Origin of the sequence: Devosia pacifica (genome assembly GCF_014652635.1) — a bacterium.
GTDB lineage: Bacteria > Pseudomonadota > Alphaproteobacteria > Rhizobiales > Devosiaceae > Devosia > Devosia pacifica.
In genome coordinates this window covers 609,899-629,986 of the sequence record NZ_BMZE01000001.1, presented here as the reverse complement: position 1 = coordinate 629,986, position 20,088 = coordinate 609,899, and the positions used below count along the sequence as shown (strand labels likewise).

General features: G+C 59.2%; 24 protein-coding genes and 1 pseudogene. 7 read left to right on the top strand and 18 right to left on the bottom strand.

The window, feature by feature from the left end; translation table 11 throughout:
• Positions 1-30 precede the first annotated feature (30 nt).
• Positions 31-1,332 carry a peptide antibiotic transporter SbmA gene (gene sbmA / locus IE127_RS03205; RefSeq protein WP_189423316.1) on the bottom strand — a complete coding sequence of 434 codons (1,302 nt, stop codon included), beginning with the start codon at positions 1,330-1,332 and terminating at the stop codon, positions 31-33.
• A 180-nt stretch (positions 1,333-1,512) separates the two neighbouring features.
• Between sbmA and ttcA the strand changes: the two genes are divergently transcribed.
• The 5 genes from ttcA to IE127_RS03180 all read left to right on the top strand — a co-directional run bounded on the left by ttcA (position 1,513) and on the right by IE127_RS03180 (position 4,618).
• Positions 1,513-2,382, top strand: a complete 870-nt coding sequence (gene ttcA, locus IE127_RS03200) for a tRNA 2-thiocytidine(32) synthetase TtcA (protein WP_189423314.1) — start codon at positions 1,513-1,515, stop codon at positions 2,380-2,382.
• The gene (locus IE127_RS03195) at positions 2,379-3,200 is read left to right on the top strand and encodes an inositol monophosphatase family protein (RefSeq protein ID WP_189423311.1); all 822 of its coding nucleotides are present in this window, start codon (positions 2,379-2,381) and stop codon (positions 3,198-3,200) included. The genes ttcA and IE127_RS03195 overlap by 4 nt, the downstream gene beginning before the upstream one ends.
• Positions 3,201-3,261: 61 nt before the next feature.
• Positions 3,262-3,576, top strand: a complete 315-nt coding sequence (locus IE127_RS03190; protein ID WP_189423308.1) for an ArsR/SmtB family transcription factor — start codon at positions 3,262-3,264, stop codon at positions 3,574-3,576.
• The gene (locus IE127_RS03185) at positions 3,573-3,938 is read left to right on the top strand and encodes an SRPBCC domain-containing protein (protein WP_189423305.1); all 366 of its coding nucleotides are present in this window, start codon (positions 3,573-3,575) and stop codon (positions 3,936-3,938) included. Before IE127_RS03190 ends, IE127_RS03185 begins: the two co-directional genes overlap by 4 nt.
• Before the next feature lie 59 nt (positions 3,939-3,997).
• Entirely contained in the window at positions 3,998-4,618 is a 621-nt protein-coding gene (locus IE127_RS03180) for an ATP-dependent Clp protease proteolytic subunit (RefSeq protein ID WP_189423303.1), read from the top strand.
• On the opposite strand, the gene IE127_RS03175 is transcribed toward IE127_RS03180, so the two are convergent.
• The 3 genes and pseudogenes from IE127_RS03175 to IE127_RS03165 all read right to left on the bottom strand — a co-directional run bounded on the left by IE127_RS03175 (position 4,615) and on the right by IE127_RS03165 (position 7,806).
• Positions 4,615-5,076, bottom strand: coding sequence for a GNAT family N-acetyltransferase (locus tag IE127_RS03175; protein WP_189423301.1), 462 nt, complete (start codon positions 5,074-5,076; stop codon positions 4,615-4,617). The genes IE127_RS03180 and IE127_RS03175 overlap by 4 nt on opposite strands.
• Before the next feature lie 121 nt (positions 5,077-5,197).
• Positions 5,198-6,448, bottom strand: coding sequence for a multidrug effflux MFS transporter (locus IE127_RS03170; RefSeq protein ID WP_189423299.1), 1,251 nt, complete (start codon positions 6,446-6,448; stop codon positions 5,198-5,200).
• Positions 6,449-6,564: 116 nt separating this feature from the next.
• Positions 6,565-7,806, bottom strand: a pseudogene (locus IE127_RS03165) (MFS transporter).
• A gap of 176 nt (positions 7,807-7,982) precedes the next feature.
• Here IE127_RS03165 and IE127_RS03160 point away from each other — a divergent pair.
• Positions 7,983-8,276: a Dabb family protein gene (locus IE127_RS03160; RefSeq protein WP_189423297.1), complete on the top strand. Its 294-nt coding sequence runs from the start codon at positions 7,983-7,985 to the stop codon at positions 8,274-8,276.
• Between the two features lie 56 nt (positions 8,277-8,332).
• Here IE127_RS03160 and grxD read toward each other — a convergent pair whose 3' ends face one another.
• From grxD to purC, 12 genes are all read right to left on the bottom strand, one after another.
• Entirely contained in the window at positions 8,333-8,668 is a 336-nt protein-coding gene (grxD, locus tag IE127_RS03155) for a Grx4 family monothiol glutaredoxin (RefSeq protein WP_189423295.1), read from the bottom strand.
• Between the two features lie 57 nt (positions 8,669-8,725).
• Positions 8,726-9,388 (bottom strand): HAD family hydrolase, encoded by a 663-nt coding sequence (locus IE127_RS03150; protein ID WP_189423293.1) that lies wholly within the window; start codon positions 9,386-9,388, stop codon positions 8,726-8,728.
• Positions 9,389-9,422: 34 nt separating this feature from the next.
• A complete protein-coding gene (locus IE127_RS03145) occupies positions 9,423-9,746 on the bottom strand; it encodes a DUF6665 family protein (RefSeq protein WP_244639911.1) in 324 nt (107 codons plus the stop codon).
• Positions 9,747-9,763: 17 nt separating this feature from the next.
• The gene (locus IE127_RS03140) at positions 9,764-10,513 is read right to left on the bottom strand and encodes a hypothetical protein (protein ID WP_189423291.1); all 750 of its coding nucleotides are present in this window, start codon (positions 10,511-10,513) and stop codon (positions 9,764-9,766) included.
• A complete protein-coding gene (locus IE127_RS03135; RefSeq protein WP_189423288.1) occupies positions 10,510-11,253 on the bottom strand; it encodes a 3-deoxy-manno-octulosonate cytidylyltransferase in 744 nt (247 codons plus the stop codon). Before IE127_RS03135 ends, IE127_RS03140 begins: the two co-directional genes overlap by 4 nt.
• Positions 11,254-11,317: 64 nt before the next feature.
• Entirely contained in the window at positions 11,318-11,551 is a 234-nt protein-coding gene (locus IE127_RS03130) for a BolA family protein (RefSeq protein WP_189423286.1), read from the bottom strand.
• Between the two features lie 76 nt (positions 11,552-11,627).
• Positions 11,628-12,224, bottom strand: a complete 597-nt coding sequence (locus IE127_RS03125) for a hypothetical protein (RefSeq protein ID WP_189423282.1) — start codon at positions 12,222-12,224, stop codon at positions 11,628-11,630.
• Positions 12,225-12,293: 69 nt separating this feature from the next.
• Complete coding sequence (gene purL, locus IE127_RS03120) at positions 12,294-14,513, bottom strand: phosphoribosylformylglycinamidine synthase subunit PurL (RefSeq protein WP_189423279.1); 2,220 nt, start codon at positions 14,511-14,513, stop codon at positions 12,294-12,296.
• Between the two features lie 50 nt (positions 14,514-14,563).
• Positions 14,564-15,232: a phosphoribosylformylglycinamidine synthase subunit PurQ gene (purQ, locus tag IE127_RS03115; RefSeq protein WP_189423276.1), complete on the bottom strand. Its 669-nt coding sequence runs from the start codon at positions 15,230-15,232 to the stop codon at positions 14,564-14,566.
• 97 nt (positions 15,233-15,329) lie between these two features.
• A complete protein-coding gene (locus IE127_RS03110; protein WP_189423274.1) occupies positions 15,330-16,421 on the bottom strand; it encodes an acyltransferase family protein in 1,092 nt (363 codons plus the stop codon).
• Between the two features lie 249 nt (positions 16,422-16,670).
• Positions 16,671-16,913: a phosphoribosylformylglycinamidine synthase subunit PurS gene (purS, locus tag IE127_RS03105; RefSeq protein WP_189423271.1), complete on the bottom strand. Its 243-nt coding sequence runs from the start codon at positions 16,911-16,913 to the stop codon at positions 16,671-16,673.
• Positions 16,914-16,922: 9 nt separating this feature from the next.
• On the bottom strand, positions 16,923-17,687 hold the full coding sequence (gene purC, locus IE127_RS03100; protein ID WP_189423268.1) for a phosphoribosylaminoimidazolesuccinocarboxamide synthase: 765 nt from the start codon (positions 17,685-17,687) through the stop codon (positions 16,923-16,925).
• 209 nt (positions 17,688-17,896) lie between these two features.
• Here purC and IE127_RS03095 point away from each other — a divergent pair, with 209 nt between their 5' ends.
• Complete coding sequence (locus IE127_RS03095; RefSeq protein WP_189423265.1) at positions 17,897-18,220, top strand: DUF1476 domain-containing protein; 324 nt, start codon at positions 17,897-17,899, stop codon at positions 18,218-18,220.
• On the opposite strand, the gene IE127_RS03090 is transcribed toward IE127_RS03095, so the two are convergent.
• On the bottom strand, positions 18,217-18,774 hold the full coding sequence (locus IE127_RS03090) for an RBBP9/YdeN family alpha/beta hydrolase (RefSeq protein ID WP_189423262.1): 558 nt from the start codon (positions 18,772-18,774) through the stop codon (positions 18,217-18,219). The genes IE127_RS03095 and IE127_RS03090 overlap by 4 nt on opposite strands.
• On the bottom strand, positions 18,771-20,087 hold the full coding sequence (purB, locus tag IE127_RS03085; protein WP_189423259.1) for an adenylosuccinate lyase: 1,317 nt from the start codon (positions 20,085-20,087) through the stop codon (positions 18,771-18,773). The genes IE127_RS03090 and purB overlap by 4 nt, the downstream gene beginning before the upstream one ends.
• Position 20,088 lies beyond the last annotated feature (1 nt).

Here is a 20,088-nt window from a genome sequence, read left to right as displayed (position 1 = left end):
CCCTTTTTTGTGCTGTGCGCAATTGCCAGGTCAGAACTGCGCGGGCTTGCGCGGAATGTCGTCGCTGGTGCGCGGCTCCGCCAGTTCCTTGAGGAAACGCGGGTCGTCGTAGTCGTTTGCGGAAATTGCGTCGCGCGGGATGTTGGCTTCAAATGCGCGCAAGCGCTTGAAGACTGAGATCAGTGAGATGATCGTCGTCCAGGAACTTGCCAGGAACTTGAACGAGTCCTCGACCTGCCCGAAGGCATTATTGACCTGCTGGAACACACCCAAGGTGATTGCGCCCGCAACGATAGTCGGCCCCATGGCAATCAAGGGCACAAAATTAGACCCCTGTAGGTATGCATAACGGGCGATGTTGAAATACAGGTAGTGGCGATAGAGTCGGAAATAGTTGTGCTGCATGTTTACGAACAATTGCCGGATAGTCACCGGCTCAGCCCGCTCCTGAGCATCTTCGCCGTAGACGAGCTCCTTACGAAACGCAGCTTCAACACGCTGATTGTCGAACTCGAGCCCCGGCAGCTTCCAACCAACCGCAGCCAACAGTACCGTGCCAAAGGCCGACGAGACCAGAGCAACCCAGACGAGGCTCCCGTCGACCTCTCCGACAAAAGGGAGTTGGGTAATGTTGGACGAAAGGTCCCACAGCAGCGGAAGAAACACGATCAACGTCATGATCGATGCAACGAATGACACTGCTAGTCCCTCGACGATACTTGAAAAGCGCTGCGTATCCTCCTGAATACGTTGTGAAGCACCCTCAATGTGCCGGAGGTATTGCCAGTGGCTCATATAGAAAAACGACATGGCGCGACGCCACCGGAACAGGTAGTGCGCGATGAAGAATGCGTTCAAAACCAGGACGGTGATGTTTGGGATGAGGACGTAGGCTACCGTCCATATCTCGCCGAGGAACTGTTCGAGCGTGACTGTGCCAGGAGATGTTAGCGCCGCTTGGATCAAGTTATAAAATGATCCGTACCAGTCATTTAGCCACGCGCTGATCTGAACGTTGAAATATACAACTTCGATAATCGTTACGCTTCCGACCACTGACCACCAGTACCAGCGCCGGTTCCCGCCGATCCAATACCAGGGGATACAGAACAGATATCCGGCCATCAGCACGTATTGATAAAGCCAGATCCGGTCGGCATCGAAAAACGGTTCCGGATCCGCTTCGGTGGGAACGACTGCGACCAAGCGGCCAATACTTACGACGTCACGTAGAACGGGGCCCGCCACGAACCAGAACACCATCGCAAAGATGGTCCAGAGCAAAGCCGCAGGAAAGAAGATGCGCGGAGCGGGGAAGAATGAGCGAAACACCTAAGTCTCCTGGGTGTTGCGGTGAATGGACCATGTAACTGTGGCTTTCGGGCGCAATCAAGCGCGCCAGATTAAAGCTCGGTAAGGTGACATGAAACCTTGGTAAGCTTTGAATGGCGGCGCGGGCTCTTTCATTGCTGGCCCCGGAGCGCTATCAGCGCACCGACAGGAGATTTTTCAATGGTAGAAGCGCTGGCACCGATACAGGAAGAAACGGATGCGCCGCAGGAAGGCGCTCCCGCAATTTACAGAAATGCTCCATCGAGCGTCGGCTTCAACAAGCTCAGGAAGCGGCTGATTCGGCAGGCGCGTGAAGCGCTTGATAGCTTCGCCATGGTGCGGCCGGGTGAGAAATGGCTTGTAGCGCTTTCAGGCGGCAAAGATAGTTACGGGCTTCTCGCGATCCTTCTTGACCTCAAATGGCGGGGGCTGCTGCCCGTCGAACTGCTGGCGTGCAATCTCGACCAGGGTCAGCCGAACTTCCCGAAGCATATACTGCCCGAATTTCTCGATGGGTTGAGGCTGCCGCACCGCATTGAATACCGCGATACCTATTCCATCGTCACCGACAAGCTTCCGGAGGGCGCAACCTACTGCTCGCTATGCTCTCGGCTGAGGCGGGGGCACCTTTACCGCATCGCGCGCGAGGAGGGGTGTTCGGCGCTGGTCTTGGGCCATCATCGGGACGACAGCCTCGAGACCTTCTTTATGAATCTCTTTCATGGCGGCAAGCTGGCGGCAATGCCGCCGCGCCTGTTGAACGACGAGGGGGATGTGGAGGTGCTGAGGCCGCTGATCTATTGCGCCGAATCCGATCTGGCGCGGTTCTCCGAAGCGATGCAGTTTCCTATTATTCCCTGCGATCTGTGCGGTTCTCAGGACGGGCTCCAGCGAAACGCCATGAAAGCCATGCTCGATGATATCGAGCGCCGGATGCCGGGACGCAAGGACGTGATGATCCGCGCGCTCGGCAATATCAATCCCAGTCATATGCTCGATCCAAAGCTATTCGACTTTGCCGGCCTGCTCAATGAAAGGACCACTGCGTGACCATCGCTCCCGACAAACTCGCCGAGATTCTGCGCGATGCCGCCAAACGCGAGATCCTACCGCGCTTTCGCAAGCTGGATGAGGGAATGGTTCGCACCAAGTCGAGCGCCATCGACCTCGTCACCGAGGCCGATGTCGGCGCTGAAAGAGTGATAACGGCAGCTCTTAAGCAGGCTGCGCCAGACGCTCTCGTTGTGGGCGAGGAAGCCGTAGCGGCGGACGCTAGCTTGCTCGACAGGGCGCTCGACGCCCCATTTGTGATCTACGTCGATCCTGTCGATGGTACAGCGAACTTCGTCGGCGGCTTGCCGCTCTACGCGGTGATGGCTTCGGTGGTCGTCAACGGAGAGACTGTCGCCGGGGTCATCTATGACCCGATGGGCGACGACTGGTTGATGGCGGAAATCGGTAGCGGCGCATGGCTGAAGTTCCCCGATGGTCGCGCCATCCCTCAACGCTTCTCCGATCCTGCCCCTCTCAACGATATGATCGGCACGGCATCGCCATTCTACATGCAGCCAGCCGCCAGGGCCAAAGTGCTTGCCAACTTCAACAAGCTGCGCATGGTGGCGAGCTATCGTTGCGCCGGGCACGAGTACCGGCTGGCTGCGGGCGGCAATATTCACTTTCTGATGTTTCATAAGCTGATGCCGTGGGACCATCTGGCTGGCAGTCTGATCATGCAGGAGGCCGGTGCCTTCGTCGCGCGTTTCGACGGAGAGCCCTACCTACCGGCGCATCGTGATGGCGGATTGCTGATCGCGCCCGACCAGGACAGCTGGACTGAGTTGCGGCAGCAGGTATTTGTCGACGCGTAGGTTTGCGGTCCAAAGCGACCAACGCTTGCACGACTCATAAGTCTATGCTTATCTCATTGGCATGAGTGAAGCAGAGATCTTTCGGGCGCTGGCAGATCCGACCCGCAGGGCGGTTTTTGAGCGCCTTGCCACTGGCGAAATGACGGGGACCGCCCTTCGGGACGGCCTCGCCATCTCACAGCCGGCTCTTTCCCAGCATCTGGCTGCGTTGCGTGGCGCAGGACTGCTGCGCGAGCGTCGATCTGGCCGCTTCGTCAATTACAGCATCGAGCCAGAAGGCCTGCGTCCGTTGCACGACTGGATGCTGCGCTATCGCGCCTTCTGGCCTGAGCGGATCGAGCACCTCAAGGATCTTCTGGGGGAGATGGATCAATGACGCATCCAGAACTGAACTTCGAATGTGAACTGGATGCGTCGCGGGACAAGGTGTGGCGTGCATTGACCATCCCCGCCTACCTCGAACGATGGCTGTTGCCGCTGGTCGATGGGCAATCCGATACCGGGCTTCGTGGAAGAACTGCCAGCGGCAGTCAGATCGAGTGCGAAATCCTTGATGCCGAGGCACCGCACCGGCTCCGCTATCGTTGGCGCGAACGCGTTGCTGGCATGGTGGAAGAAAGCATCGTCACCATTGACCTCGATGGCAATGACGAGGGGCCGACACGGCTACTGCTGAAACACGAAATACCGGCCCAGCCTGCCAACGACAACACCACCACCATGGCACTGGCGGCCTGATCTTTTCGCGCATCTGGCGCGATCTATTTGACCACACATCACTGACCGGAGGTTCGCCTATGCGCGACACGATGCAACTCGTCCCTATGGTGGTGGAGCAGTCCACCCGGGGTGAACGCTCATTTGATATCTACTCGCGGCTTCTGCGAGAGCGGATCATCTTTCTCAACGGGCAGGTGGAGGATGGGATGGCAGCGCTGATATGCGCGCAGCTTCTGTTTCTCGAATCCGAGAGCCCGAAGAAAGAAATCTCGCTTTACATCAACTCGCCGGGCGGCGGTGTGAATGCTGGCTTTGCGATCTACGATACGATGCAGTTCATCAAGGCGCCGGTCGCAACGCTCTGCATGGGCTCGGCAATGTCGATGGGCTCGTTCCTGCTCATGGCCGGTGAGCCGGGCAGGCGGATGTCACTCCCGAATTCCAGTATCCTGCTGCATCAGCCGTTGGGCGGGTTCCAGGGGCAGGTAAGCGACATTCTTCGTCACGCCGATAACGCTCGTCAGCTCAAGGAACGTATGATCAGGCTTTACATGCAACATTGTGGCCGCACCTACGAGGAGGTCGAGCGCACGCTGGACCGCGACCACTTCATGACGCCGGATGAAGCCAGAAGCTGGGGACTGGTAGATCGCGTCTACCACGAGAGGGATGAGAGCACAGCCTCCACTGAGATCTAGTCTCCCCAGTCCCGGCGCATTGTGAGCATGCCGTTCGACCGCCCGAGCTCTTCGTAGCCCGATGCCTCGTAGACGCGCAGTGCCGGTTCGTTGTCTTCCTCGACCTTGAGCGTGATAGCGATTGCGCCAAGGTCGCGCGCCGCCTGCTCAGCGAACTCGGTGAGCGCCTTGCCGGTTCCACCGCGTGAAGCCTCTTCCACGAACACATAAACCAGGTGACGGACCTCGGGGCCGATGCCGACGCGCAGGGCAAAGAACCCAATTTCGCGACCAGTCTCATCGACAAGGTAGAATGACGCATCGTCCGGCTCGTTGAGCCACTTTTCCTGCCATTCGAGTGGATCGAACGGGTATTTGGCGTTCGGATTGACCAGCTGCAGATCACTCTCGTCATGCAACAGATGCGATAGTGGCGTCAGGTCGAACGGGGCGTTGGGTCGGAAACTGATATCAGGCATCTAAAGGCTCTCGGCGTTGCGCGACGAAGGGGCTTTGATGCGCACTCGCACATGAGTGCGAGGCTGTAAACGGTTGTGAGGCACCCGGCCCCTGATGGGCCGGATGCTTTCGAATGCGATTTCAGTGCGGCTCGGCGACAGCGTCGGGCTGCGAATAGGCCTCGCCGACACCGAACAGGCGACCTTTTTCGGCAATCAGTATGCAGGTAAGCGCTGCCAGCCCCATGCAGAAATACCCTGCCGATGTGGGCACGACAGTATCGTTGAATTGCTGTCCGATGAAGCTTCCGATCAAGGCGCCGCCGACTGTCTGGATGAAGCCGAACACAGACGAGGCCGTGCCGGCAACGCGCCCCAGCGGTTCCATCGAGAGCGAGTTCATGTTGCCGGCGGCCCAGCCAAACATGAACATCACGGTCCCCAGGAAGCACAGGAACAGCCACAGCGGAATAAACCCGCTAATGGCGAAGGTCATCCAGATGCCGCTGACGACGGTGAACACGCAGACGGCGAGATGCGAGATCCGACGCATACCGAACCGCTGAACGATGCGCGAATTGATTAGCGAGGAAATGGCCATAAGTCCGGCCACGGCCGCGAAAGCCACGGGGAAAAGGCTGCCAAGATCATAGATGCCAACATAAATCTGCTGGCTCGTGCTGATGAAGCCAAACAGCGCGCCGAACATGAACATGCCCGCAAGCCCGTAGGAAATCGCGGCTCGATTGGTGAAAACGATCTTGAAACCTTCAAGGATGACCTCTGGACGGAACTCACGCCGGTTTTCCGGCGCAAGCGTCTCCGGCAGGCGAATGAACATCCAGGTCCCAAAGACAAAAGCCAGACCGCCCATGAAGACAAATATCGCCTGCCATGGACCGGTCAGAAGCAGAAGCTGTCCGATGCCCGGAGCGACAATCGGGATTGTCATGAAAACCATGAAGGTCAGCGACATCACCTCAGCCATGTCGCGGCCGGAGTAGCGGTCGCGAACAATCGACATGGCGATCACGCGGGTTCCTGCAGCACCCAGGCCCTGAACGAACCGCAATATGAGCAGCGTAGCGAAATTCGGCGCGAAGATTGCGGCAGTAACCGCGGCGATATAGACGGCGATACCGCTCAGTAGCGGGATGCGACGCCCGAAACGGTCGGAGAGGGGGCCGATGATGATTTGCGCAGCGCCGAAGCCAAGCATGTAAACCGAAACGACGAACTGACGTTCGTTCTCATCCGCAACGCCTAGCGCCTCGCCCATATAGGGAAGGGCTGGCAGCATCACGTCGATCGCGAGCGCGTTGAGCGCCATCATCGCCGCAATAAGGGCGATGAATTCCGGGCGGGATACAACCCGCTGAGCTATAGAGGACATGAAATATCTCGAAATTTCTGGCCGCGAGGAGGGGCAGCCGACAAGTACGTCGGCGGAACCATGAACTCCGGGCCCTCGAATTGCAAGCCGCTCTATCGGGTTTCGCCGATTGAAGCTTAGCGCGCCGGCATGGCTGATTTCAGATTGAAGCTTGGCGCTGAGCCTTCGCGGATCGGCAGATGCAGGGCTGCCGAGGCGAGGCCGAGGATGATGCCGAGATACCAGACCAGGCTGTACGAACCCGTGCTGTCATAGACATAGCCGCCGAGCCAGACACCGACAAACGAGCCGAGTTGGTGCGAAAAAAACGCGATGCCGTAAAGCATGCCGAGATAGCGCGGACCGAAGAACAGTCCCACGAGCCCCGCCGTCAGCGGTACTGTCGACAGCCACAATACGCCCATGGCCGCTGCGAATGTGTAGGCAGTAGCCTCGCTCACCGGCAGCAGCAGAAACAGGCCGATGGCTATGGCTCGCAACAGATAGATGCTTGCCAGGAGAATCTGCTTGGGCAGTCTGCCGCCGAGATAGCCGGCAAGCAGCGAGCCGATGATGTTGAACAATCCGATTACTGCAATTGTCCAACTGCCTACGCTCGGCGAAAGCCCGCACTGCACCAGATAAGCCGGCATGTGCACGTTGATAAACGCCAGGTGAAACCCGCAAACAAAGAACCCAATCACCAGGAGCCGATAGGAGCCATGCCCCCATGCCGAGGCCAGCGCGCGCATGAACGGGAGGTCTGCCTCGCCCGGAACGCTTTCGACGCGTCCACGGAGAGCGACAGTGAGTGGCACCATCAGCAGTACCGCCATCGCAAGGTAGATTAGCGTGGGCTGCCAGCCAAAGCTTGAAATGAAGCCCTAGCTGATCGGTGCGAATGCGAACTGTCCGAAGGACGAGGCAGCGGTGGCAACGCCAAAAATGAAGCTGCGCTTTTCGACCGGCACATTGCGTCCGAACGCGGCCATGACGACGCTGAACGAGGTGATTGCGATGCCGACACCGGTGGTTACGCCGGCTGTGAGGTAGAGAAGCTCTGCGCTCGATGAAAACGCCATGCCGAGCATGCCGAGGCCATAGATCAGAGCACCAACCGCCAGTGTCCGGCCCGTGCCGACGCGATCGGCGAAAGCGCCGGCGATCGGCTGCGCGATGCCCCAGGCGAGATTCTGGATGGCCATGGCGAGGCCCCATGACTCGCGAGAGAGACCGAGGTCGCCGGTCATCGGGAGCGTGAACAGACCAAAGCTCGTGCGAACACCGTTGCCGATCGCGGCAATGGCGCAGCCGGCGATGATGATCACCGCAAGCGGCAGGACAGTATGACGTGTTGCGCCAAGCGTTGAGGTCGTCATGGGAGGATCTGCGTTATCGTTACTTCACCTTCGATAACGCCGATCTCTCGTCTCGGACAGTGAATTGTCCTGATGGCACCTATCAGCGCGGCGAATGCGCGCGTTGTCGGCAGATGCCTTGACCCTGGCTCTGACAGGCCGCAGAAGGCGCGCAGTCAACAACTACCGAGCCCATTTTGATCCGACATATCGTGTTCTTCACCGCAAGCGACGAGTCGCACCTCGATGCCATTCTCGAGGGTCTCTCTCTACTGGGGACGACCGGCCTCACCGAGCGTTTTGAGGTAACGCCCAACCTCAAGGTCGACCAGATTTCCAATGAGATCGATGTCGTCGTTTATGCCGAGTTTGCGGATGTCGCGGCCCTTAGGGCCTATAAGCAGCATCCGGTCTATGCCGAGGCCACGAAGCGTGTGCGCCCGCTGCGAGAGCTACGCTATTCGGCTGACTTCGAGGCCTCACCCCGCTAACGAAAAAGAGCCGCGCCAAAAGCGCGGCCCTTCACAACTTCATTTTGCCTTAGCAATCAGGCGCTCTGGCTGACGGCGATGCCCTTGTCCTCAAAGGTCTTTTGCAGTTCACCTGCCTGGAACATCTCGCGGATGATGTCACAGCCGCCAACGAATTCGCCCTTTACATAAAGCTGCGGGATCGTCGGCCAGTTGGAATAATCCTTGATGCCCTGACGCAGATCGTCGCTTTCGAGCACGTTTGCGCTTTCATAGTCGACGCCGAGATAATTCAGGATCTGAACGACTTGGCCCGAAAAACCGCATTGCGGGAAATCCGGCGATCCCTTCATGAACAGGAACACGTCGTTGCTTTTCACCTTGTCGTCGATAAAGGCGTTGATGTCTGTCATGGCGAAACTCGCTTTCTTGTCCGGAGGGCGGACGGTGTCTCGTTCCTAGATAGGAGATCAGGTGCCCGGTGTCGAGGTGTGCGGCGTTGTGCGTTTTAGTCTGTCGTCAATGTATCGATGGTTGAGGAAATCCTCGGTTGTGTCGAACAGTACCGCCTCCCAGCCACAAGCGGTGGCGGTGTCGACAACCTTTGCAGTGTCATCGAAGAACAGCGGTGGCTCAGACTGCGGACCAATTTTCATATCAACGAACTTGAAGAACTCCGGACGGGCTTTTGTGCAGCCGATCCGCGCAGAGTAGAAAATGTCGTGGAATATCTCGTGAAGCCCCAACACCTGCCACAACCACAGCGCCCGCATGTGTTCCTGGTTGGTCGCGATATAGAACTGCAAATCTGACGACGCTCTGAGGGGGCGCAGGTACCCGAGAAGGTCGTGGTTGAGCGTGCTGTCCTTCGCCAGCCAGTACTGCGCGAAGCGCATAGGGGAACCGGTGAAGCCGAGTGAGGGGAGACGCCGTTCAAGGGCCTCGATCAAGGCCATCTCGCCGACAATCACTTTCTTGACGAAGATGTCGAAGATGAATTCGGTTCTGAACCGCCCAGGATCAACGCCAAGGTCTTCCAATAGGTTTTGGTCCCAACGGACCTGCCGCTCGGGACGTGCGTGGTATCCGTGGATCAACACGCCGTCGACATCGAATATGATCGCACGGCTCATTGTGTCCACAACCTGCGGTCGGGACCAACTGTGCTCATGTCTGGCGCTTGGCCGGCATCACACCGAGGCCTGCCAGAACTTCGGACGGAATGTCGAGATCCCGGATCACGTCAGTATGGCGGCGAAAGCCGGACAGCTCGCGCTGGACGAAGTACTCCCAGACATAGCGCCGCGCCGTCGCGAGCACCGCCTTGCGGTCTTCTGGCTCGGCTTTGAGTTCGGCGATGCTTTTTTTTACGCGGCGCTCGGCCTCACCCAGCGATGAGGCACGCTCGGCCATGATCTCGTGGTCTAGTGCCGCAGTGCCCGTCTGAGGACGGACCATGCGGATCATGTCGAGGGAATCCTTGAGGGACATGGGCGGCTCCCTTCGCCTTAAGACGCGACTGTGGCTACCCTTCCTGTCCAGAGGGGCAAGCCGCTGTGTTCGGCAAATATGGCGTCTGAGGCAAAGACGGGCAACCCTCGACGAGCGACGGCGCGGCATACACGCAGGTCCGCGCTAACATGGCTGCGCGGTCCTTTCCGGTCGGGTGCGAAATACCAGCCAGGCGTCACGGAGAAGCCAGCCATCACCACTGGCTTGGCTCCAAGTTTGAGCGCCAGAAGCATTGCGAGGATACCGTTCGAGATGCCCGAGGACACGGTGACCACGTATTCCCCGGACATCTCCACGACAACGGCTCCGCGGATATGCCGGTCGAGCTCGGTTACCGTGTCGGGAAGATAGCCGCGCGCTTTCGCATAGTCTTCAATGCCATGATCCCAAGGGCTTGCGATCGTAGCCACAAGGTGGCGGGTTGTCTTGGCAGCCAGCGCCGCCCAAACCACCTGTGGATGTTCGTCCTCGCGCATGATGGCGTCGCGCATCACGGTAAGATCAGGTGTGCCGAGGCCGAAATCGTTTGCGGTGATCTGGGACGCGTTGACAGTCACCACACCCCAGCTTTGGTCAAGCCCTGTGGGCCGTGTCGGATTGGGGGCACTGCCGACGACAATTGTCGGGCCAGTGAAGCGGGGAAGTTCCGCAAGTGCCGCGTCGTAGCGTTTCCGCCGGATGGTGAGATAAAGGAAAGCGCGGGTGCGTGGTGCGAATCCCGCCCGCATCCGCGTGAAGGAGGTCATTCGGCGGCTGTATCGTATGTTGCGGCCAAAACCCGGCGCACGCGTTCAGCATCCTCCGGTGTATCGACCGCGACCGATTCGGCGCTCATTTCGACAAGGCGAATATCGTACCCCATCTCGAGAAAGCGCAGGCACTCATTGTCCTCGATCTCTTCGATCACGCCCTTGCCTTCGTGGGCCGCATAGTCCGCGAGCGCCGCTGGGGGGAAGCCATAGACCCAAACTGGTCGCCACGCACGGCGGAACTCGAGATACTTTGTCGAGGGCAGCGCTGTGCGGGAGACATAGAGCAACCGTCCATCCTTGCGGAAGACCGCCTTGGGGATGGTTGGGTTTCGAAACTCGCGCTCGTCGAAAATCTCGGTAATCCCGAGATGCAGCTCATGTGGCGCGTTTCGGGCAGCTACAATAAGGCGGCTGATGTCGTCCGGGTTGATCAGCGGCTCGTCACCCTGGACATTGACAAAGTAATCGGCGTCGATCCGGGTAGCGACCTCTGCCACACGGTCAGTGCCTGTGAGACACTCGGGTGATGTCATCATCCAGCGGATACCGACCGATTCGCAATGGTCGGCGATCCGCTGATCGTCGGTCGCGACCAGGACCTGATCTTCCGCAATCGCGCTGATGCAGCGCCGCCAGGTGCGTTCCACCATAGGCATGCCATCGAGGTCGATCAGCGGCTTTCCCGGCAGGCGTCCTGAATTGTAGCGGGCGGGAATGACGACCTGAACCTGCATCTCGACCTCGTGGGCTCGTGCATTTGCAGTCCCACTCCTAAAGTCTCAGCTTGACAGTTTTGCGTCAGTCCGGAGGGCTGGTCTGCAGCGCCAGAGCGTGCAGTGCGCCGCCCATGTCACCCTGCAGCGCGGCATAGACCAGTTGATGCTGCTGCACCCGCGTCTTGCCGCGGAACTGCTCCGACTTGACCGTCGCGGCGTAGTGGTCGCCATCGCCGGCAAGATCGCGGATTTCGATTTCTGCATCCGGAAGCGCGGTCTTGATGCGGCGTTCGATTTCGCTTGCGTCCATGGGCATGGCAGGAATCCTCGATCTCGGTGCGGCTATCTGTTCGCTGAGGATATCGCACGGCCTGCGAGCCTCATCAACACGCTCACTCGCTGAACGGGATATCCGGATCGAGGCGTGCGACCCCAACGCAGCAATCGCCATCAGAGCGGGTCGAGAAATTCGCGACGATGAAATTGACAATCGGGCGCGCATTGGCCGTCACGGATGTCGCGAAAAAGCAATCCAGTATATAGCCACGCCCGCTGCTGACAGTCTCCGTGTGGACGAGACTGATCGGCATGTTCATCGGCGACGTCTCGCTCGTCCCCTCGTAAATCAGAGCGCGCCCGCTTTCGTAGCTCGTGATGCCCGAGCTATCGATCTCGAAGCCAGGAAAAGTCTCCGCCCACTGCGCCGTCAGCGACTCCTGGTCGAGCCGTGCCAGCGCGCTTTCTGGCGACCAATCGCTATCCTCGGCAGGTATCACTTCAAGTGTGCATTGCAGCGGCGCTTGAGGATGGTTGATCGTTAGGGGATCTGCGCCGCCACCGCTGGCCTGCATCGTGCTTGGATAGACGAGGGTGTACGGCCGGTCTTCCAAGATCGAACGGGTAACGCTGACATCGCTTGCAACCGCTAGCGTAGACCCGAATGGCATTGCGAGTATGGCCAGCGTCAAGGCATGCAGGCAGCGTATCATCGAAGGCTCCGAGCCGATCATTGTATCTTTTCGCCGCCAACTGCGTCGATGTTAAGGCCGTATTCCTGCTTAGTTGCTCATGAAACGAGGAAACCACTCCTCGTGCGAATGCCGCAGGTCTTCAATTGCCAGCGGAGCAGCCGCGCCGAGCGTGAGATCGGTGCCGCCGGTCGTGCCGATCCAGGGCGCGAAAATCCCGGCCTCCTCGGCATCCTGCCAGAGCTTATCGAGCGCTTCATCCTGCGGATCGACCGAGAGCGTCACAAGGTAACGTCCCTGGTCTTCACCAAAGAACACCTCGACCGGATCACATCCTTCAAGTGCAGTGATTTCGGCACCGATGCCGGATGCCAGCGCCATTTCTGCAAGGCCGATCGCGAGGCCACCGTCCGACAGGTCATGCACCGCGCTCGCCATGCCGCTTCTGATCAGCGAGCGCACGAAATCTCCGGTCCTGCGCTCGTGCTGAAGATCGACTGGCGGTGGCGCCCCTTCCGAACGCTCAAACAAGTCCTTCATATAGGCGGACTGGCCAAGATGCTTGCCCCAGGCGGCAGGAGCGCCGACCAGTAGAATTGGCTGGTTCTTGGCCGCGAAGCCGATCCGAGCCATGTTCGCGTGATCGGGAAGAAGGCCGACGCCGCCAATGGTTGGGGTCGGAAGGATCGCGCGTCCGTTGGTTTCGTTATAGAGCGAGACATTGCCTGAAACGATCGGAAACTCGAGCTCTCGGCAGGCCTCGCCGATCCCCTCTATTGCCTTGACCAGTTGGCCCATGATCTCCGGGCGCTGCGGGTTGCCGAAATTGAGGTTGTCAGTCGCAGCCAATGGGTCCGCACCCGTTGACGTCAGGTTGCGCCAGCATTCGGCGACCGCCTGCTTGCCGCCTTCGAACGGATCCGCTTCGCAATAGCGCGGCGTCACGTCGGCGGAAAAGGCAAGAGCTTTGGTCGGATGCCCGGCGACCCGCACCACCCCTGCGTCACCGCCCGGCGTCTGCAGAGAGTTGCCGCCGATCAGCGTGTCGTACTGCTCGTAGACCCAGCGACGTGACGCAAAGCGGTGGCTGGAAAGTAGCTTCAGGACAGCCTCTCCAACATCCATCCGGGGTATATCGCCCAACGGCGCCGGTGCAGGGGGCGTCACCCACTCACGGTCGTATTCCGGTGCTTCGTCGCCGAGTTCGCGGATCGGCAGATTGGCGACCTCATCGCCGTGCCACAGGATGCGGAACCGCAGATCGTCGGTGGTTCTGCCGACGGTCGCAAAGTCCAGTTCCCATTTCTCGAAAACTGCACGGGCCTCTGCCTCCTTGTCGGGGCTGAGGACCATCAGCATGCGCTCCTGGCTTTCCGAGAGCATCATTTCGTAGGGTGTCATTGCCTCTTCGCGCACAGGCACCTTATCGAGGTCGAGTTCGATGCCGAGGCCACCCTTTGCCCCCATCTCGACAGCAGAGCAGGTAAGGCCCGCCGCGCCCATGTCCTGAATGGCGATTACTGCGCCCGTCGCCATGAGTTCAAGACACGCTTCCAGCAGGCGCTTTTCGGTGAAAGGGTCGCCCACCTGCACAGTTGGGCGCTTCTCCTCGATATCGTCGCCGAATTCGGCCGAGGCCATGGTGGCGCCACCAACGCCGTCGCGTCCGGTCTTCGCACCGAGATAGACAACCGGCAGGCCGACGCCCTCGGCCTTCGAGTAGAAGATGGCATTGGTATCGGCGAGACCGGCGGCGAAGGCATTGACGAGAATATTGCCGTTATAGCGTGCATCGAACTCAACCTCGCCGCCCACAGTGGGCACGCCGAAGGAATTGCCATACCCGCCAACGCCGGCCACGACACCCGACACGAGGTGCCGTGTCTTTTCATGGTCGGGCGCACCGAAGCGCAGCGCGTTCATCGCCGCGATCGGACGCGCGCCCATGGTGAAGATATCACGCAGGATGCCGCCAACCCCGGTGGCTGCGCCCTGATAGGGCTCGATAAAGCTCGGGTGGTTGTGTGACTCCATCTTGAACACCACGGCCTGACCGTCACCGATATCGACGACGCCGGCATTCTCGCCCGGTCCCTGAATGACCCGCGTGCCAGTGGTTGGCAGCGTTTTCAGCCATTTCTTCGAGGACTTATAGGAGCAGTGCTCGTTCCACATTGCCGAGAAGATGCCGAGCTCTGTGAAGTTCGGCTCTCGGCCGATCAGCTGCTTGATCTTTTCGTACTCATCCGAGGACAGGCCGTGATTAGCGACAATGTCCGCTGTGATCTGGATATCGTTCGGAATGCTCATAAAGCCGCTCCCTGGGGCGGATAAGATAGGCGGGGCTCAGCGCGAGGCGTTCAGGCAACCTGATCCAATGCTGCGGCGAACAATGCGCGTCCATCGCTGCCGCCGTGCGCGGCCTCGATCAGGTTCTCCGGGTGCGGCATGAGGCCAAGCACATTCTTCGCTTCATTGAAGACGCCGGCAATATCGTTCAGCGACCCGTTAGGGTTGGTGCCCTCGGCGTAGCGGAATGCCACCTGGCCATTGCCCTCGACTCGATCAAGTGTGTCCGAGTCAGCGAAATAGTTGCCGTCATGGTGCGCAACGGGGCAGTCGATGATCTGACCGGCGCTGTAGCCACGTGTGAACGCGGTGTCAGCATTCTCGACCTTCAGACGCACCGTCTTGCATACGAAGCGCAGGGAAGCGTTGCGCATCAGAACGCCGGGCAGGAGGCCTGCTTCAGTCAGAATCTGGAAGCCATTGCAGACGCCTAGCACACGAGTTCCCTGATCTGCCTTTTCGCGAATTGCCTGCATGATGGGAGACCGTGCGGCAATGGCGCCGGCCCGCAGATAGTCGCCATAAGAAAAGCCGCCGGGAATAACCACGAGATCGACGTCCGGAAGGCCGGTTTCCTTGTGCCACACAGTGACCGGCGGGATGCCTCCGATGCTTTCGAGGGCGGCCAACATGTCTCGATCGCGGTTGAGACCGGGAAAAACGACGACTGCTGACTTCATCGGCGGTGCCTCGACTGTGGAAGAGATCAGCCGCCTTTTCGTCGCTCCGGAGGCAAAAGGCAAGTCCCGTGCACTGCACGAAACCGGGCCTTCCGCATCATTCCGCCGGGGTGCGGCTGACCAGTTCTGCTGATTGGCGCGAGCCGGGCGTGCCGGGAATATGGGCCCAGGCGGGGCGCTCGAACAGGAACCGTCCGATGCCGGTGCGTTCTATGATCGCCTGCAGAATCAGCGGGCTGATAACTGCGGTCGCCATTACAAGCAGACTGATCGCCGAAACATCTTCGATGATACCAAGCCTTAGCAAGATCTCACGGGCGACACCCATTGGCAGCGCGAAGGCCAGGTAGACGACGATAGAGCGGGCGCCGAGCCAGCGCAGCCAATCCATTGCTGGAATGCGCGCAAGCAGCGCAGAGGTGGTGCACAGGGCGACTGCTCCGGCAACGCCAAGCATGAGATTCACACCGGGCAGGCCCGCATAGCCCAGATATGTTTCCGTTGGCTCGATTGCGAACCCGGGCGAGAAGACCAGCATCGAGTGTATTGTTGCCCATGCCGCAAGGCTGAGAAGCGCCAGGATCACATGCTTCGCAGCCCAATCGGCAAGCTGGAACACCAATGGTGCACCTGCATATCCGGCATAGAAGAAGACGAAGAACTCGGCAAACTGATCGACCGCATAGCTGCCTGTGTGAACCGGCGCGATCTGGAGCGCAGCTCCAGCCGCCAGCACGAACCAGTGCGGAAGGCGCAGATCATGGCACAGCTTGGCAACGGCGCTGACAATAGCCAGCATGTAGATAAACCAAAGGACTCCGTAGGGCTCTACAGGTGCAAGCGCGATATAACGCAGCGCGTCTGGCGCTGAATACGCGCCGAGGCCAAACTTGAAGCCGATGTGGATGACGGCCCAAACGGCGTAGAAATATAAATAGTGTACCACCCGCCGGTCGGCGTAACGCCCCCAGGGACGGGCGATGACGGCTGCCAGGAAAAGCCCGGAGATCAGGAAGAATTCGGGCATTCGGAATGGTGTCGCCCAAGCGATCACCCAATGCAGCACCCCAATATCGCCCGTGTCGGCGCCGACGCCATAGGCCGAGTGCATCATTACCACCAGAAGGATGGAAATGCCCTTGGCCAGATCCACCCAACCGAGACGACCTGAAGATGACGCCGATGCCATGCCGCTACTCCAACTACTGAGTTGGCCGCAACTTAGCGCGCGAGGCATCGGGTTTGTGAGAAACTGATCTACAGCCTTAAAAAACAGGCTTAATCAGTAAAATTGTCAGAGAAATTGATGCCTTCACACTGGCACAGATGCGTAGGCTGCAAACATAAATGCAAGAGAAGCGAAGAAGAGGATGGAAAGAGAAATAGTCTTGACCATGATTGCCGTCCGGCGCCCCCAGCGCCTTATTCCAACTCTGAACTATTCAGAGATTTCTACCGAGTAATTCTCGATAACCGTGTTCGCCAAGAGCCGCGTGCACATGCTATCGACTTTTGAACGCGCGTCCTCTGCATCGGTTGCATCGACTTCGAGGTCAAAGATCTTTCCCTGGCGGACCGCTGAGACGCCGGTAAATCCGAGACCACCGAGCGAGCCTTCAATAGCCTGCCCTTGCGGATCGAGCACACCGGGTTTGAGGGTAACGACAACGCGAGCCTTCATGAGCTTTCCTTACTGAACGAGCCGCGGGCCGGTAGTGAGGGCGTTCTCGGCTTCCACCAGGATACCAAGCCGCTGCGCGACCTCACGGTAAGCATCGACCACGCCGCCGAGGTCTTCACGGAAGCGGTCCTTGTCCAACTTGTTGCGGGTCTTGGTGTCCCAGAGCCGACAGCTGTCGGGGGAGATCTCGTCGGCGAGAACAATGCGCATGAGGTCGCCTTCATAGAGCCGACCAACTTCGATCTTGAAGTCTACGAGCTGGATCCCGACACCCATGAAAAGGCCGGAAAGGAAATCGTTGACGCGGATAGCCAGCGACATGATGTCGTCAAGTTCCTGAGGCGTCGCCCAACCGAACGCTGTGATGTGCTCTTCCGAGACCATCGGGTCGCCCAGAGCGTCATCCTTGTAGCAGAACTCGATGATCGAGCGGGGAAGCTGGGTCCCAGGCTCAAGGCCAAGCCGCTTGACGAGAGAGCCAGCGGCAACGTTGCGCACAATGATCTCAAGCGGAATGATTTCCACTTCCTTGATCAGCTGCTCGCGCATATTGATTCGACGAATGAAATGCGTGGGGATGCCGAGGGCATTCAGCTTGCTGAAGACGAACTCGGAAATGCGGTTATTGAGTACGCCCTTGCCGTCCATGACTTCATGCTTGGCGCCATTGCCAGCAGTCGCGTCGTCCTTGAAATACTGAACCAGAGTACCGGGCTCAGGACCCTCGAACAGGATCTTGGCCTTGCCCTCATAGATTCTGCGCCGACGATTCATTCTGGTCCTGCCGCTTGTCGATAAGGGAGATGGTTGCAATCGGGCCGCTTCATGCGCCAGAAAAGGGCAAACTTGCAAGCCCTTTCGCTCGTCGCGAATGCTTCCTCCCCGGAGGAATCGGCACGATGGCCGCCACAACGCCGTTGCAGGAGCGTGATTGCGTGACTATCTCGGTAGGGTGATCACCAGGGCAATTTTCGGGAGAAGCCATGTCCAGTTTCGATGATCGTCGCAAGAGCCATGAGGCCAAGTTTGCCCATGATGCTGAACTCCGATTCAAGGCAGAGGCGCGGCGCAACAAGCTGTTGGGAATCTGGGCCGCTGAACTTATGGGGCTCGAAGGCCAGGAGGCCAAAGCCTACGCTGCCCAAGTGGTAGCATCAGATTTTGAAGAGGCCGGCGAAGAAGACGTTTTCCGCAAGGTCAGCGGTGACCTCAAGGCCAAGAATGTCGACGTAAGCGACGAGACGATCCGCCAGAAGATGGCCCAGCTGGTGACCCAGGCGCAGGAACAGGTGCTGGCCGAAGGCTAGGCCCGCAGTCTCTGCATCAACCGGGTAAACATCAGCAAACCTTCGGGCCACGGACCGTGGCCCGATTCTTCATCGATGTGTCCAGCATCGCCCGCGTCGTGAAAGTCCGAGCCCCAGCAAGTGGCGAAATCCACGGCACGCTCAAGCGAGCAGAACCTGTCGGTGCTGGAACTGACAAGCATCGAGGGAAACGGCAGCGGATCTCGCGGCACTGGTGAGAATGCCCTGGCCGTTCGCGCGACCTTGGAGTTCAACTCAGGGTCGGGTGCCGCTACCAGAAAAGCGCCGCGCACCTTGGTGTCAGCCATCCGCGCAGCGGCATGCGCAACGGCCAATACCGACAGCGAATGAGCGACGAGAACCACCGGGCGTGTGGACATCATGACATGCCGCTCGATCGTGGCCACCCACTCCTCGAGCTTCGGCTTGTCCCAGTTCTTCTGTTCGATGAACTGTCCGGACGAAAGCCTTTCCGCCCAGCGCCTTTGCCAGTGCCCGCGACCGCTATTGCCGAGGCCTGGCAGAATCAAAATGTCGGCTTCCGATACCTTCACGCATTGGCTCCGAAAACTCGTGAGAAGATCGTATCGACGTGCTTGAGATGATAACCCTCATCAAACATAGCGTCGATTTGTTCATCGGAGAGAGTCACTTCGCTGTCTTCCTTGAGGAACTGAGCGAACTTGCCGGTGCGGTCCTCACGTAGTTCCCAAACCTTCATGGCGTTGCGCTGGACCAGCGCATAGCTGTCCTCTCGCGAGAAGCCGGCCTGCGTCAACGCAAGCAACACGCGCTGCGAGTTATGCAAGCCGCCAAGCAGGTCGAGATTGCGCTGCATGTTCTCCGGGTAAACCAGCAGGTTCTTGATCACCGAGGTCAAGCGAGCGAGCGCAAAGTCGAGCGTTATGGTGGCGTCGGGGCCAATCATCCGTTCGACGGAGGAGTGCGAGATGTCGCGCTCGTGCCAGAGCGCCACGTTCTCAAGGGCAGGGGCCACCATGCCGCGCACGAGACGCGCCAAGCCTGTGAGGTTTTCGGTGAGCACAGGATTGCGCTTGTGCGGCATGGCCGAAGAACCTTTCTGGCCGGGGGAGAAGTACTCCTCCGCCTCGAGCACCTCGGTCCGCTGCAGGTGGCGTATCTCGGTAGCGACCCGTTCAATCGACGAGGCAATGACGCCGAGGGTAGCGAAGAACATTGCGTGCCGGTCGCGCGGGATCACCTGGGTCGAAACCGGCTCGGGCCGCAGACCCAGCTTTTCAGCAACGTGCTCCTCAACGGATGGATCGATATTCGCGAATGTGCCAACCGCACCAGAAATGGCGCAGACGGCGACTTCCTCACGTGCAGCCGCGAGGCGTGCCCGGTTCCGCGCGAACTCTGCGTATGCCTCTGCGAGCTTGACGCCGAACGTGGTGGGTTCAGCGTGAATCCCGTGACTCCGGCCAATGGTGACGGTGTTCCTGTGCTCCATGGCGCGCGTCTTCAACGCCTCGAGCAACGAATCAATATCAGAAAGGAGCAGATCGGCGGCCCGGCTCAGCTGTACGGACAGAGTGGTGTCGAGGACGTCCGAGGAGGTCATCCCCTGATGAACGAAACGCGCTTCCGGCCCCACGATCTCACTAAGGTGGGTGAGAAAGGCAATGACATCGTGCTTGGTGGTCCGCTCGATCTCGTCGATACGCTCCACATCAAAACTGGCGGAACCACCTTTCTCCCAGATTGTCTGTGCCGCTTCCTTCGGAACGATGCCGAGCCCGGCAAGGGCGTCCGTCGCGTGTGCTTCGATCTCGAACCAGATGCGGTACTTGCTCTCGGCAGACCAGATGGCGACCATTTCGGGACGGGCGTAGCGCGGGATCATC